This is a genomic window from Anaerotignum faecicola, assembly GCF_003865035.1.
GTDB lineage: Bacteria > Bacillota > Clostridia > Lachnospirales > Anaerotignaceae > Anaerotignum_A > Anaerotignum_A faecicola.
The window spans coordinates 400,523-414,775 of the sequence record NZ_BHVZ01000001.1 but is presented as its reverse complement, the minus strand read 5'-3'; the positions used below and the strand labels follow the sequence as shown (position 1 = coordinate 414,775).

General features: G+C 47.9%; 13 protein-coding genes and 1 other annotated feature (1 of these 14 running past the window's edge). Of the genes, 12 read left to right on the top strand and 1 reads right to left on the bottom strand.

All coding sequences use genetic code 11. From position 1 onward, the window contains the following. Positions 1-35: a binding site (T-box leader), on the bottom strand; it reaches 209 nt to the left of the window's first position. Between the two features lie 173 nt (positions 36-208). From EJE48_RS01885 to EJE48_RS01855, 7 genes are all read left to right on the top strand, one after another. Beyond that, complete coding sequence (locus tag EJE48_RS01885) at positions 209-3,682, top strand: DNA polymerase III subunit alpha (protein ID WP_118582703.1); 3,474 nt, start codon at positions 209-211, stop codon at positions 3,680-3,682. Positions 3,683-3,694: 12 nt separating this feature from the next. Beyond that, entirely contained in the window at positions 3,695-3,943 is a 249-nt protein-coding gene (mtrB, locus tag EJE48_RS01880) for a trp RNA-binding attenuation protein MtrB (RefSeq protein WP_016407777.1), read from the top strand. Between the two features lie 55 nt (positions 3,944-3,998). Beyond that, positions 3,999-4,991 (top strand): ATP-dependent 6-phosphofructokinase, encoded by a 993-nt coding sequence (locus EJE48_RS01875; protein ID WP_016407776.1) that lies wholly within the window; start codon positions 3,999-4,001, stop codon positions 4,989-4,991. A 54-nt stretch (positions 4,992-5,045) separates the two neighbouring features. Continuing rightward, positions 5,046-6,806 carry a pyruvate kinase gene (gene pyk / locus EJE48_RS01870; RefSeq protein ID WP_016407775.1) on the top strand — a complete coding sequence of 587 codons (1,761 nt, stop codon included), beginning with the start codon at positions 5,046-5,048 and terminating at the stop codon, positions 6,804-6,806. A 400-nt stretch (positions 6,807-7,206) separates the two neighbouring features. Beyond that, complete coding sequence (locus EJE48_RS01865; protein ID WP_330548466.1) at positions 7,207-8,391, top strand: DUF819 family protein; 1,185 nt, start codon at positions 7,207-7,209, stop codon at positions 8,389-8,391. A gap of 61 nt (positions 8,392-8,452) precedes the next feature. Next, positions 8,453-9,424, top strand: a complete 972-nt coding sequence (locus EJE48_RS01860) for a dipeptidase (RefSeq protein WP_016407773.1) — start codon at positions 8,453-8,455, stop codon at positions 9,422-9,424. 99 nt (positions 9,425-9,523) lie between these two features. Then, a complete protein-coding gene (locus tag EJE48_RS01855) occupies positions 9,524-10,495 on the top strand; it encodes a dipeptidase (RefSeq protein WP_118582670.1) in 972 nt (323 codons plus the stop codon). 62 nt (positions 10,496-10,557) lie between these two features. Here the strand turns inward: EJE48_RS01855 and EJE48_RS01850 are convergent, their stop codons facing one another. Further along, positions 10,558-11,109 carry a cupin domain-containing protein gene (locus tag EJE48_RS01850; protein ID WP_016407771.1) on the bottom strand — a complete coding sequence of 184 codons (552 nt, stop codon included), beginning with the start codon at positions 11,107-11,109 and terminating at the stop codon, positions 10,558-10,560. A gap of 208 nt (positions 11,110-11,317) precedes the next feature. On the opposite strand from EJE48_RS01850, the gene EJE48_RS01845 reads away from it, so the two are divergent. The 5 genes from EJE48_RS01845 to EJE48_RS01830 all read left to right on the top strand — a co-directional run bounded on the left by EJE48_RS01845 (position 11,318) and on the right by EJE48_RS01830 (position 14,208). Further along, positions 11,318-11,617, top strand: coding sequence for a YhbY family RNA-binding protein (locus tag EJE48_RS01845; protein ID WP_016407770.1), 300 nt, complete (start codon positions 11,318-11,320; stop codon positions 11,615-11,617). Positions 11,618-11,654: 37 nt separating this feature from the next. Continuing rightward, positions 11,655-12,908, top strand: a complete 1,254-nt coding sequence (gene nadD / locus EJE48_RS01840; protein ID WP_016407769.1) for a nicotinate-nucleotide adenylyltransferase — start codon at positions 11,655-11,657, stop codon at positions 12,906-12,908. Continuing rightward, entirely contained in the window at positions 12,905-13,237 is a 333-nt protein-coding gene (rsfS, locus tag EJE48_RS01835) for a ribosome silencing factor (protein WP_016407768.1), read from the top strand. The genes nadD and rsfS overlap by 4 nt, the downstream gene beginning before the upstream one ends. Positions 13,238-13,325: 88 nt before the next feature. After that, entirely contained in the window at positions 13,326-13,607 is a 282-nt protein-coding gene (locus EJE48_RS12230; RefSeq protein ID WP_147365490.1) for a hypothetical protein, read from the top strand. Beyond that, a complete protein-coding gene (locus EJE48_RS01830; protein WP_016407767.1) occupies positions 13,528-14,208 on the top strand; it encodes a phosphoribosylaminoimidazolesuccinocarboxamide synthase in 681 nt (226 codons plus the stop codon). The genes EJE48_RS12230 and EJE48_RS01830 overlap by 80 nt, the downstream gene beginning before the upstream one ends. Positions 14,209-14,253 lie beyond the last annotated feature (45 nt).

Here is a 14,253-nt window from a genome sequence, read left to right as displayed (position 1 = left end):
CGCAGACACTCAGTCCTCTTCGTCATCGCTTTTTGCTATCAAGTTGTTGAGGACTATTATAACATCCAAAAGACATTTGTCAACTGTTTTTTTGAGAGAAAAAAGAATTTTTTCCGGGCTAGGGCGTTTTTCTGCGTGGAAAAATATGATATACTGAAACGATAGGAAAAGAGATTTTTAGAAAACAAAGGAGGTGCGGAAATTGGAAATGCAGGAAAGAGAACGGGAGAAGAAACCGTTTACGCATCTTCATGTTCATACGGAATACAGCCTTCTGGACGGCTCTGCCAAGATAAAGGAGCTGGTGCAGCGGGTGAAGGAGCTGGGGATGGACAGCATTGCCATCACCGACCACGGTGCGATGTATGGTGCGGTGGAATTTTACAAGGCGGCACTGGAGGCCGGCATCAAGCCGATTCTCGGCTGTGAGGTTTATGTGGCGGAGGGCTCTCGCTTCACAAAGGAGGGCAAGGGCGGCGGTTATTATCATCTGGTTCTTCTGGCTGAAAATAATGAGGGCTACCATAATCTGATTAAGTTGGTTTCCTATGGCTTTACCGAAGGGTTTTATTATAAGCCGCGTGTGGATAAGGAGCTTCTGCGGAAATACAGCAAGGGCATTATTGCATCAAGCGCATGTCTGGCAGGGGAGGTACCCAGAAATATTCTGAATGTATCCTATGAGAAGGCGAAGGAGGTCGCGCTGGAATATCTTGATATTTTCGGGGAGGGCAATTACTTTTTGGAATTGCAGGATCATGGGATTCGGGAGCAGAAAATTGTGAATGAGGCGTTGGTGCGGATGAGCAGAGAGACAGGGATTCCGCTCATCTGTACAAATGACAGCCATTATATTTATAAAGAGGACGCAGAGCCGCATGATATTCTGCTTTGCATCCAGACGGGGAAAACGGTTCTGGATGAGGACAGGATGCGTTATGAGGGCGGCCAGTTTTATGTGAAAAGCCCGAAGGAAATGTATGATTTGTTTTCCTTTGCACCTGAGGCCTGCGCCAATACGGCAAGGATTGCCGAGCGGTGCAATGTGAGCTTTACGTTCCATGAATTGAAGCTGCCACGCTTTGATGTACCCGATGGGAAAACGGCAGAAGGCTATCTGCGCGAGATTTGTTATGCAGGGTTTGCAAAGAAATACCCTGCGGCGAAGGAAGAATGGAAGGAACGGCTGGAATATGAGCTTACCACGATTGAAAATATGGGGTATGTGGATTATTTCCTGATCGTTTGGGATTTTATCAAATATGCGAAGGATAACGGCATTATTGTTGGGCCGGGGCGCGGCTCTGCGGCAGGGAGCATGGTTTCCTACTGCCTTTCCATTACAACAATTGATCCGTTGAAATATGATCTGATTTTTGAGCGGTTTCTGAACCCTGAGCGTGTCAGCATGCCGGATATTGACATTGACTTCTGCTATGAACGGCGGCAGGAGGTGATTGATTATGTCATCCGCAAATATGGCGAGGCAAATGTGGCGCAGATTATTACCTTCGGGACGATGGCGGCGCGAGCGGCAATCAAGGACGTTGGGCGCGCGCTGGCAATGCCCTATGCGGATGTTGACCGCATTTCCAAGATGATTCCGGCAGAACTGGGCATTACGATTGAAAAGGCACTGAAAATGAACCCCGACCTCAAGCATGCTTATGAGGAGGAAGCGGATACGAAGCGGTTGATTGATACCTCTCTGCGCTTAGAGGGCTTGCCGCGCCATTCCTCTACCCATGCCGCCGGCGTGGTTATCTGCCGTGAGCCTGTTATGGAATATGTACCGCTGAGTGCGAATGACGGGCAGATCAATACCCAGTACACCATGACGATTCTGGAGGAGCTGGGACTGCTGAAAATGGACTTTCTGGGACTGCGGACACTGACGGTGATCCAGTCCGCGGTGCAGGAAATTGAGCGTATCCATGGGATTCGGTTAAACATGGAGGAGCTGCCCGAAAATGATTCTATGGTGTATGACATGATTTGCCAAGGCAAAACAGAGGGCGTGTTTCAGCTGGAAAGCGGCGGCATGAAGCAGTTTATGCGAGAGCTGCAGCCACGCTGTTTGGAGGATATGATTGCGGGGATTGCGCTTTATCGCCCCGGGCCGATGGATTTTATCCCGAAATATATCAAGGGGAAAAACGCAGGCGGCAAGGTGCAGTATACCCATCCGAAGCTGGAGCCGATTCTGGAAAACACCTACGGCTGTATCGTGTATCAGGAGCAGGTAATGCAGATTGTGCGGGATCTGGCAGGCTACAGCCTTGGCAGAAGTGACCTTGTGCGCCGTGCGATGAGTAAGAAAAAGGCATCCGTGATGGCAGAGGAACGGGAAAAATTTATCCATGGGGATGGGGACGAGGTGCCCGGCTGTGTGAAAAACGGGATTCCCATAGAAGCGGCAGAAAAGATTTTTGATGAAATGACGGACTTTGCAAAATATGCCTTTAATAAAAGCCATGCTGCCTGCTATGCGGTGGTTGGCTATCAGACTGCTTGGCTGAAGGCGCATTATCCCGTGGAATTCATGGCGGCACTGATGACAAGCGTGATGGACAATGCGGCGAAGGTCAGCGGCTATATCGAGGAATGTAAGAAAATGGGGATTCAGCTTCTGCCCCCCGATATCAACGAAGGATATCGGCAGTTTTCCGTATCCGATGGGAAGATTCGCTTTGCGTTGGCGGCAATCAAGAATATCGGCAAGGGTGCGGTGGATGCACTGGTTGTGGAGCGCGAAAAAAACGGTAAATTCACCTCTCTGACGGATTTCTGCAACCGCATGGAGGGCGGAGAATGGAGCGTGCGCGGCATTGAAGGACTGATTAAGGGCGGCGCACTGGACAGCTTCGGCGGTTTCCGCAGTCAGTACATGGCGATTTATAAAGAGATTCTGGCAGGAATCGGACATGCAAGAAAGAATAATATAGAAGGACAGCTGAACCTGTTTGACATGGGCGGTGACGAAAGCTTTCAGCAGACGGATGAACTGCCTTCCATTCGGGAATTTCCGCCGAAGGAGAGGCTCGCGATGGAAAAGGAAGCCTTGGGGATTTATGTCAGCGGACACCCTCTGGCGGAATATGAGGAACAGCTGCGGCAGAAAATCAGCAATACAAGCATGGATTTTCTGCCGGATGAGGAGGGCTCGCACCATACACAGATAGAGGACAGCACGAAGGTAATCGTTGGTGGGATGGTTGCAGGGGTTTCTGTGAAATATACCAGAAATAATGATAAGATGGCGTTTATCACACTGGAGGATTTCCAAGGGAGCATGGAGATTGTGGTGTTCCCGAAGGTGTATGAAAAATGTGCGCCGCTTTTGCAGGAGGATGCGGTACTGCTTATTCGTGGCAGGGCGAGTGTTTCCGCAGATGGCGAGGGCAAGGTGATTGCAGCGGATATCAAAAATCTGGAGCAGAACGAAGCGGCAGAGATTCCGTCCTCCGTATGGCTGAAGCTTGCGGCAGGGCAGAGTGTTCCCTTCGGACAGATTACGGCAATTCTCCGAAAATATCACGGGGATGTGCCGGTATATATTTATGATGAGAAAACGAGACAGAAAATGAAGGCAGACCGCATAAACTGGGTGACGGGTGAGGATGCCCTCTGCGAGGAGCTGCGGCAGCTGCTGGGCGAAAAAAATGTTGCGTTGAAATATTGAGGAGGAAAGCGTATGGCTGAAAAAATCGGAGCAGATACATCCTATATTTGTGTGAAGGCACTGGAAAAGGGTGTGAATATCATTGGCGTGACCCGTGGCGAGGTGACAAAGATTCATCATACGGAAAAGCTGGATCAGGGCGAGGTTCTGATTGCGCAGTTTACGGAGAATACCTCTGCCATGAAAATCAGAGGGAAAGCAGAGGTTTATACGCAGTTCGGCATGATTCGGGCAGGCGAAGTCGATATTGAGAAAAAATAATGCCGCAAAGGATTTTGTGTGGGAGTTTTTTTGCGGAGGATGAGGAGGAATTTAGATGGTAGAACGGAAGAATGAAAAGAAAATCAGAAAAATCGGCGTACTGACTAGCGGCGGCGATGCGCCTGGCATGAACGCGGCAATTCGTGCAGTTGTCAGAACGGCAAAATATTACGACGTGGATGTTGTAGGTATCCGCAAGGGCTATGCAGGGCTGATTGGCGGCGAAATTAAGGAAATGCACAGCAGAGATGTTTCCAATGTGCTGAACCTTGGTGGTACGATTCTGCATACGGCACGCTGCCCCGAAATGATGACGGACGAGGGTCTGGATAAGGCGGCGGCAATCTATAAGATTTTGGGACTGGATGCACTGGTTGTCATCGGTGGGGACGGCTCCTATCGCGGTCTGGCGGAATTGGTGAAAAGAGGGGTTAATGGCGTGGGGATTCCTGCGACGATTGACCTGGATATGAAGGGGACGGAATATACGATTGGCTTTGATACGGCGGTCAATACCGGTATGGATGCGCTGAATAAGCTGAGAGATACCTCCAACTCCCATGAAAGATGCTCCGTTGTAGAGGTGATGGGCAGAGATGCCGGCTACATTGCTGTATGGTGCGGTATGTGCGGCGGCGCTGAGGAGGTTATGTTTCCTGAGGAGAAGGAAAACATCAACAGCGACAGAGTGATTCAGCAGATTTTGGAGAATAGAAGTATCGGCAAACGCCATAATCTAGTAGTAGTGGCAGAGGGCGTTGGCGGTACGCAGAAGCTGGCGCAGGATATTCAGGAGATTACTGGGATTCAGACCAGAGCGACCATTCTGGGACATCTGCAAAGAGGCGGCAGCCCGACGGCGACCGACCGCATGCACGCATCTATGATGGGCTATCATGCGGTGAAGGCAATTCTGGAGGGCAGGGAAAACATTGCGGTTGCCTATAACAGAGGGCGCTACGAGATTCTGGATTTGCTGGAGTCCCTACAGATGGACAAGGAATTAGACCCCGAAATTTACGATGTAATCAAAATTCTTTCGATTTGATTGAAATTCTAATTGAAATGAAAAAATACGACAGAAAAAAGGAGGTGCCGCAATATGCGAAAAACGAAAATTGTCTGCACATTGGGGCCTGCAACAAATGATGTGGAAATTATGAAGCAGCTGATTCAGAACGGTATGGATGCCGCGAGAATCAATTTTTCCCACGGGACATACGAAACCCATGCGGAAACGATTGCGAAGCTGAAACAGGCGAGAGAGGAGCTGAACGCCCCCATCCCCCTGATTCTGGATACAAAGGGGCCCGAAATCCGCGTGAAAACCTTCAAGGAGGATAAGGTGAGACTGGAGGAGGATGCAACCTTTACCCTGACCACCAGAGAGGTGGAGGGGGATGTGAATATTGTTTCGGTGACCTATGCAGACCTGCCGAAGGATGTACACAGAGGCTCCAGAATTCTGATTGATGACGGGCTGATTGAATTGAAGGTAGAGGATATTACGGAAACGGATGTTGTCTGCAAGGTTATCAACGGCGGTGTTGTGAAATCCCGCAAGGGCGTAAACCTGCCGGGGGTGGAGGTGAACCTGCCTTCCCTGATGGAAAAGGATATTGAGGATTTGAAATTCGGCGTGGAGAACGGCTTTGATATTGTGGCGGCATCGTTTATCCGCTCAGCGGAGGATGTGCTGAAAATCCGCAGAGTGCTTGAGGAAAACGGCGGCGGACAGATGCATATTATCTCCAAGATTGAAAATCAGCAGGGCGTGGAAAATATTGATAAAATTCTGGAGGCTTCGGACGGGATTATGGTTGCCAGAGGGGATCTGGGCGTAGAAATTCCGCCGGAGGAGGTACCTTTGGTGCAGAAAATCCTGATTGCGAAGGCGAACCGTATCGGCAAGCCTGTGATCACTGCCACGCAGATGCTGGAGAGCATGGTACACAGCCCTCGCCCGACCAGAGCAGAGGCAAATGACGTTGCAAATGCGATTTTTGACGGCAGTGATGCCATTATGCTTTCGGGCGAAACGGCAGCAGGGGCATATCCTCTGGAGGCGGTTGCAACGATGGCGAGAATCGCACTGAAGGCGGAAAGTGCTGTGGATTATGCGGCAAAGCTTGCGAATACGACAGAGCCGGCGAGAGTGAATATTACAAATGCGATCAGCATGGCGGCTTGCGCAACAGCGGCAGAACTGAAAACGGCGGCAATCACAACGGTAACAAAATCCGGCTTTACGGCAAGAATGATTTCCCGTTATCGCCCTGCCTGCCCGCTCATTGCAAGCACATCGGACGAAACGGTATGGCGGCAGATGAACCTCATCTGGGGCTGTAAGCCGATGCTTTATACAGGAGAGCTGCCCCGCGGCGGTGTATTTGATACAGCTTTGGAAATCGCAGTGAAAAGCGGCTTGCTGAAAAACGGCGATACGGTTGTTTCCGCATTGGGGATGCCCCTTGGCTTTAGCGGCGCAACAAACACTCTGCGTGTGGATATCGTGGGGGATGTGCTTTGCAAGGGCAAGGGCGTTGGCACGAAAAGGGCGACAGGCACAGCCAGAGTCATTACCGCAAGGGACGGCGTGGAGCGCACCTTCCATCAGGGGGACATTCTGGTGACAACGGCAACGGACAGCAGCTTTATGCCCTATATCCGTAAGGCGGCGGCAATCGTGGTCGGGCCTCTGGATCAGAATGTAAACAGCCATGCGGAGGTTGCAGGGATGGCACTGGATATTCCTGTGATTGTCTGCAATGCGAAGGTGGTTGACTTTATTCCTGCCCATTCGCTGATTACGGTAGATGCGGAAAAGGGATTTGTTTACAAAGGGATTCCGAAGGAAGAATAAGGAACAGCAGGAATAAATTGGAAAGCGGGTTAAATCTGAAAAATCAGATTTAATCTGCTTTTTTTGTGCGCTTTATTGCATCAAAATACTGAATGAAAATATGACTAATGAAATGTACACAAATGACAAACAAACATCCCTGTGTGAAGGAATCATTTTATAACTTTTGGATGAATATTTGTACAAAAGAACGATATTTCAATGGTTTTTTTGTCGAAATAGTGAATTGACGAATTCTTAACAGGGTGTTAACATATACCATGTAGATTCAAGATATTGAAGTGTTTTAATATACATACACCCGCTATCATACATCAAAATGCTCTTGAATCACAAAAAAATTTATGTATTCAAAGGAGGCTATTATTATGAGTACACCACTGATTAGCGCTGACAATACATGGGCGCTGATGGCTATTACCTGCGGTGGGCTGCATTCTCTATCTATGCAGAACAGACATGGAAATGGGCATCTAAAGTATCCGGTGCGATCGTTGCTTTGATTGGCGCACTGGTTTTGACAAACCTGGGTATCATCCCTACAAACTGCGTTTGGTTCGACGATATCGTATGGGGCTATGTTGTTCCTATGGCAATCCCCATGCTGCTGTTGAGCTGCGACATTCGTAAGATTGGTAGAGAAGCAGGTAAGATTCTGATTATCTTTATGATTGGTGCAATCGGTACATCCGTTGGTGCAATCTTGGGCTTCAAGGTGCTGGGCAACCATGTAAAGGATCTGGCAGGCGTAGCTGCTATGATGACAGGCTCCTACATCGGCGGTACTGTAAACTTCGCTGCAATGGCAAGTGCATTTCAGGTACCCGGCGACACAACATCCGCAGCGGTTGTAGCGGATAACCTGCTGATGACTCTGTACTTCTTTGTACTGATCATGATTCCTACACTGAAGTTCTTTAAGACAAAATTCACACATCCTCATATTGATGAAATCAATGCAAGAGGTGTGGATGAGGCTGCAAAAACACAGGCGGCTGCATTCTGGGCAAAGAAACCCATCTCTCTGTGTGACATTGCAATCAACTTTGCAATCAGCGTAATCGTTGTTTGGGTTTCCACAGAAATCGCAGGTTTCATTTCCGCAGCGTTCCCTTCCGGCAACGGCATAATCACAGACCTGATTGGCGGTCTGTTCGGCAACAAGTATCTGATTCTGACAACCATTACAATGATTATCGCGACAATTTTCTCCAAACCACTGGAGGGTCTGTCCGGTTCTCAGGAATTGGGTACATACCTGATTTACCTGTTCTTCTTTGCAATCGGCGCACCTGCATCCATCAAGGCTATCTTCCTGAATGCACCTCTGCTGCTGGTATTCTGTGCAATCATGGTAATCGTAAACATGCTGTTCTGCTTCGTATTCGGCAAGCTGCTGAAATTTGACCTGGAGGACTGCATTCTGGCATCCAACGCCTGCATCGGCGGCCCCACAACAGCGGCGGCTATGGCAATCTCTCAGGGCTGGATCAAGCTGGTAGGTCCTATCATGTTGGTAGGTACTCTGGGCTACGTTGTAGGTACATACTTCGGTACTATCGTAGGTAACTTCTTGGGCGCATAAGCATAAGCGAACAGAGAATAGAAATAGAATTGGAAGAAAGAAAAGAAGGAAGGCAAGAATTATGATTTTTGACGGACACAGTGATATTTTTACAGACGTAACGGTTCGCAGATTGAAGGGCGAAACGCAGGTTCTGAAAAATCACCATCTGCCTCGTTTAAGAAAGGGCAACATCGAAGGCGGCTGCTTTGTTCTGTGGATTGATCCTCCCTATGATGCAGATCCTGCAAAGAGACTGGGAGAGCTGATGCACTGCATTAAGGACGAAATGGCTGAGTGTGAAGAAGCGGTTGTTGTAAAGAACCTGAAGGAAATCGAAGAAGCAAGAAAAGCAGGCAAGTTTTATATTCTGCCCGGACTGGAAGGGCTTTCCGGCATCGGTACGGATCTGGATAAGATTGACGAGCTGTATGATTTCGGCTGCCGTCATGCAATGCTTTCCTGGAACGAACAGAACGATTTGTCTACAGGGACGAAGGGCGACCCCAACAGAGGGCTGACCGAGCTGGGCAAAAAGGCTGTCAGAAAGCTGCATGATAAGCACATGCTGGTAGATGTTTCCCATACAAATGAACGTACCTTCTGGGACATGGCAAAGGTGGGCGGCGGCCCCTTGATGGCATCCCATTCCAATGCAAGAGCGTTGGCAGATGTAGTCAGAAATCTGACAGACTGCCAGCTTCTGGAAATCAGAGATACAAACGGGATTGTTGGGCTGAACTCCTTCAATATGCTGGTTGACAAGGATGTGAAGGAACAGACCGTAGATGGTTTGATTCGCCATGCAGACTACATTGCAAATAAAATCGGTGTAGAGCATCTGGCATTTGGCTTTGACTTCTGTGAATTTCTGGATGACGAAGCTGCCGGCTCCTTCTGTGATCAGGAAAATACCTTTACAGTAGGTCTGGAGGACTGCACACACGTTCCTGCTATGGTAGAAAAAATGAAGAAAGCAGGCTTCAGCGACAAGGAATTGGAAATGATTTGTCGTGGTAACTGGATGAATTTGATTCAGAGAGTCATTGGCTGAGTTGCGTATAAAAAATGAATATTTGCCGGGGGCCAAGGGGGTTTCCCGGCATTTTTATAAGCAAAAACAAGGCAAAAGATGAGAAAAGAGGGATACAGTATGATTTTTGATGGACATAGTGACATTTTCAGCGATGTAAGATATAAAAGAGAAGCAGGCGAAACACAGGTATTGAAGAATCATCATCTGGACAGACTGCGTAAGGGCGGCATCGGCGGTGCATGCTTCGTTATCTGGGCAGATACCTACAATGGTCACGCACCTAAGGATGAAATGGAAGCTATCGTTAAGGGCATCAAGGGAGAAATGGCTGAAACAAAGGAATTTGTTTTGATTCATAATGTGGAGGAGCTGAAGGCGGCAGAGGCAGCAGGCAAATTTGCAATCCTGCTGGGGATCGAGGGTCTGGCAGGCATCGGCGAGGATTTGAGCAAGATCGATGAGCTGTATGACTTGGGTGCGCGTCATGCAATGCTGACATGGAATGAAGAAAATGCATTGGCAACCGGTGTAAAGGGTGACCCCAACAGGGGTGTAACCGAGCTGGGCAAGCAGGCAATTAAGAAGCTGCAGGAAAAGAAGATGATTCTGGACGTTTCTCATATCAATGAAAAATCCTTCTGGGATGTTATCGATCTGGCAACAGGCCCTATTCTGGCATCTCATTCCAATGCGAAGGCGCTGGCAAGCGCAGCAAGAAACCTGACAGATGATCAGCTGAGAGCAATCAGAGATACCAATGGTCTGGTTGGGCTGAATGCCTTCGGTGATTTTATCAGCGACAACAAGGCAGAGCAGGATGTTGACCATCTGGTAAACCATGCTACCTATATCGCAGATAAGATTGGTGTAGAACATCTGGGCTTCGGCTTTGACTTCTTTGAATTCTTGGATTCCGATTCCATGAAGAGCTACAGCGATCAGGATGACTCCCGTCTGAAGGGCATGAAGGACTGCTCCGAGGTTCCTGTTCTGATTGAAAAGCTGAGAAAAGCGGGCTTCACAGAAAAGGATCTGGAAATGATTAGCGGCGGCAACTGGACAAACCTGATTCAGAGAGTTTTGGGCTAAAAAAGGCAAAAATGACATAAAAAAGAGAGACTGTGAAAGCAGTCTCTTTTTGTGTGCAGATATCAGAAGAATTTGGGGGTCATTGCCCAGATGGAAATGCAGTCCTCATCCCCGTTATTGATATATTTATGGGGCAGGGTGCTGTTGAAATAAATGCTGTCCCCCTCATGCAGGACATAATCCTTGCCATTGAGATAGACCGTCAAGGAGCCCTTCAGCACATAGCCACATTCCTCGCCCTCGTGGCAGAGGGGCTTTTTATCGTAGGTGTAGCCTGCCTTTAAGGTAATTACCATCATATCCAGTGCGCGGTCATCTCGATTGGTATGCAGAAGCTTATAAAAGCTGCTGTCATGGTGGGTGACGATGGTGCGGTGCGAACCCTTGCGAATAATCAGCTGCTCCTCGTGTGGTTCTTCGTAAAAGAAATAATTGATATTGGTATCTAATGCTTTGGCAAGCCGCCAAAGGCTGGTAACAGAGGGAACAACAAGGTCGCGCTCAATCTGGCTGATGAGACCTGTGCTGACATCGGAAAGCCTGGAAAGCTCGGCAATACTTAGCTTTTTATCTAAGCGCAGCTGTTTTAGTTTTCCACCGATCATAAGCTCCATTTTTATTGCCCTCCCATGATTTTTTCAAAGAATTTATACGCTTATTGTATCATTTTTGGGCAAGAGGTACAACTCTTTTTCAAAAAAAGAGGAAGAAAAAGCAAGGGGCAGAAAGTTGAATTTTCGGTTGTTTTCGTTGCAAATTAGGTGTCGGTATGGTATGATAGGAAGGATTATATTGAGGAAGAATACACAGAAGGAGAATATTATGTTAACAAGCAAGCAGAGAGCCTTTTTGCGCGGAATGGCAAACGGAATGGACGCAATTTTTCAGGTAGGCAAGAACGGCGTAACCCCTGAACTGAGAGATACGGTTTACAATGCACTGGAGGCAAGAGAGCTGGTAAAAATCAGTGTTCTGGATAATAATATGCTGGGTGCAAGAGAGGCGGCAGAAATGCTGGCAAGCAGAACAGGCGCAGAGGTGGTACAGGTGATTGGCAACAAATTTGTGCTGTACCGTGCGGCGAAAAAGCCTGTAATCGAGCTGCCGCAGGCAAAGAAATAAGAACCCGAAACCGACAGCGGGGAAAGAAGGAACAGAGATGAGAAATGAAATTGCAAACTTCAGGGATTGCAAAAGTATTGCCATTATGGGCGGCACCTTTGATCCGATTCACCATGGACATCTGGTGACGGCAGAGGCGGTGCGCTATCGCTTCAAGGTGGACAAGGTGGTTTTTATGCCGGCGGGGCAGCCTGCACATAAGACAAACAAAAAGGTGACACATAATGAGCATCGCTATCTGATGACGGTGCTGGCAACGATGCGAAATGAAAATTTTGAGGTTTCCCGTATTGAGATTGATCGCGCCGGCGTGACGTATACGATTGATACGATTGAAGAGCTGAAAAGGATGTGCAGACCGGATGTGCGACTGTATTTTATTACGGGTGCGGATGCCATCCATCAGATTATGACATGGAAGGAATCGGAACGACTGCTTGGCATGTGCGATTTTGTGGCGGTGACAAGACCCGGCTACGATAAATCGAAGCTATTTCAGGATATTGGCGAAATCAGGGAGAAATTTTCCAGTCGGGTGCATTATATGGAGGTGCCGGCACTGGCAATTTCCTCTTCTGATATTCGGGAGAGAGCCAAGCGCGGTGCGCCGATTAAATATCTTCTGCCGCAGGAGGTAGAGGACTATATTCATAAATTTGGGTTGTATCAGGATGATGCGGAGGATGAGGTGAAATTTATGCTGCCTGTGGAAACAATGCAGGAAAAATTGCAGTCTGCGCTTTCGGTCAAGCGTTATATTCATACGATGGGCGTGGCGGAGGAAGCAGTCAAGCTGGCGGAAATCTACGGTACGCCGCAGGACCAGCAGAAGGCGCGCGTGGCAGGGCTTCTGCATGATTGTGCAAAGGATTACCCAGAAGCTATGCGGCTGCGGTTCTGCAAGGAATATAAGGTGAAAATGGATGAAATTATGGAAAAGCAGACTGATTTGATTCATCCGTTTTTAGGCGCAGAGGTCGCAAGGAGAGAATATCAGGTGACGGATGAGGATATTCTCAATGCCATCCGTTACCATACAACAGGGCGCGCAGGCATGTCCCTGCTGGAAAAAATCATTTTCATTGCGGATTATATCGAGCCGAACAGAGAAAAATTTGACGGTCTGGAGGAAGCCAGACGTTTGGCATATCTGGATTTAGACATGGCGATGAAATATATTCTGGAAAGCACCATTGCTTTCGTGAAGGAGCGTGGCAGACTGCTGCACCCCTTGTCTCTGGAGGCATTGGAATACTATAAGCATTGTGTGGAAAAGGAGGAAACAGAATGAACGCATTAGAAGCGGCAAAGGTTGCCGAAGCAGCACTGGAGGATAAGCTTGGAGAGGACATCAAGGTGCTTGACCTGAGAGGGCTTTCCAATATTGCGGACTGCTTTGTAATCGCAAGCGGCAAAAACGCGAACCAGCTGCATGCGATGGCGAATGAAGTGGAGCAGAAGCTGTTTCAGCAGGGCGTAAAGCTGCACCATAGTGAGGGCTACAGCGGCGGCACATGGATTCTGCTGGATTTTGGCAATCTTCTGGTGCATCTGTTTAACAGAGAGGAAAGAGAGTTTTACGGGCTTGACCATGTATGGGGAGACGCAAAGGCACTCTGATTCCTTGTAATAAGTATCACTTATAACGAAAATAGAATTTTTAAATAGTCTGATTTTTACAGAGAAAAGCCTCCGCTTGGGGGCTTTTTTGGTTAAAACTGCTGTTTTTGCGAAACGGATGTATCAAAAATTTTTCTCAGAAAAGCGTTCAGGTGATGGATTTGACAAGATTTTTAGAAGCGAAAAAAAATGCTTGAATATGGCGAAAATTTGCAGTACAGTAAATTTGTCAGGAGAAATAAATCTCTTTAGAATTGTGTTGTTAAAAGTTAGAAAGGACGGAAACAATAATGGAAAAGATTTATCAGGGCAAGACAAAGGACGTTTACAAACTGGAAAACGGCAATGTGCTGCTGAAGTTCAAGGATGACTGCACAGGCAAAGACGGCGTATTTGACCCCGGCGAAAACTCTGTTGGTCTGCAGATTGAAGGCATTGGTAAAGCAAACCTGGAAACATCCATCAAATTCTTTGAAATTTTGAAGGAAGCAGGTGTTAAGACACATTATGTTTCCGCTGATCTGGATAACGTAACAATGGAAGTTCTGCCTGCAACTGTATTCGGTCATGGTCTGGAAGTTATTTGCAGACTGAAAGCAACAGGTAGCTTCATCCGTCGTTACGGCGAATATATCGAAGACGGTACACCCATCGAAGGTGGCTATGTAGAAACAACCTTCAAGAATGACGCTCTGGGCGATCCTCTGGTAACAAAGGACGGTCTGGTTGTTCTGGGTATCATGACAGCTGAAATGTATGACAGCATGAAGGCACAGACACTGCAGATTACAAAAATCGTTGCAGCTGAACTGGCTAAGCTGGGTCTGGATCTGTATGATATCAAATTTGAATTCGGCTACAATAAGGATGAAGTTATCCTGATTGACGAAATCGCATCCGGTAACATGCGTGTATACAAAGACGGCAAGTATGTTGATCCCGTTACACTGACAAAGATCATCAACGGCTAATAGGGTGTCGGCAAAGCCGACTTCTAAGTCGAAAACAGGCGGTGC

Excerpts from the sequence above, each read along its gene's own strand:
- EJE48_RS01885 (WP_118582703.1), top strand. The coding sequence starts at position 209 with ATGCAGGAAAGAGAACGGGAGAAGAAACCGTTTACGCATCTTCATGTT.
- mtrB (WP_016407777.1), top strand. The coding sequence starts at position 3,695 with ATGGCTGAAAAAATCGGAGCAGATACATCCTATATTTGTGTGAAGGCA.
- EJE48_RS01875 (WP_016407776.1), top strand. The coding sequence starts at position 3,999 with ATGGTAGAACGGAAGAATGAAAAGAAAATCAGAAAAATCGGCGTACTG.
- pyk (WP_016407775.1), top strand. The coding sequence starts at position 5,046 with ATGCGAAAAACGAAAATTGTCTGCACATTGGGGCCTGCAACAAATGAT.
- EJE48_RS01865 (WP_330548466.1), top strand. The coding sequence starts at position 7,207 with ATGGGCGCTGATGGCTATTACCTGCGGTGGGCTGCATTCTCTATCTAT.
- EJE48_RS01860 (WP_016407773.1), top strand. The coding sequence starts at position 8,453 with ATGATTTTTGACGGACACAGTGATATTTTTACAGACGTAACGGTTCGC.
- EJE48_RS01855 (WP_118582670.1), top strand. The coding sequence starts at position 9,524 with ATGATTTTTGATGGACATAGTGACATTTTCAGCGATGTAAGATATAAA.
- EJE48_RS01850 (WP_016407771.1), bottom strand. The coding sequence starts at position 11,109 with ATGGAGCTTATGATCGGTGGAAAACTAAAACAGCTGCGCTTAGATAAA.
- EJE48_RS01845 (WP_016407770.1), top strand. The coding sequence starts at position 11,318 with ATGTTAACAAGCAAGCAGAGAGCCTTTTTGCGCGGAATGGCAAACGGA.
- nadD (WP_016407769.1), top strand. The coding sequence starts at position 11,655 with ATGAGAAATGAAATTGCAAACTTCAGGGATTGCAAAAGTATTGCCATT.
- rsfS (WP_016407768.1), top strand. The coding sequence starts at position 12,905 with ATGAACGCATTAGAAGCGGCAAAGGTTGCCGAAGCAGCACTGGAGGAT.
- EJE48_RS01830 (WP_016407767.1), top strand. The coding sequence starts at position 13,528 with ATGGAAAAGATTTATCAGGGCAAGACAAAGGACGTTTACAAACTGGAA.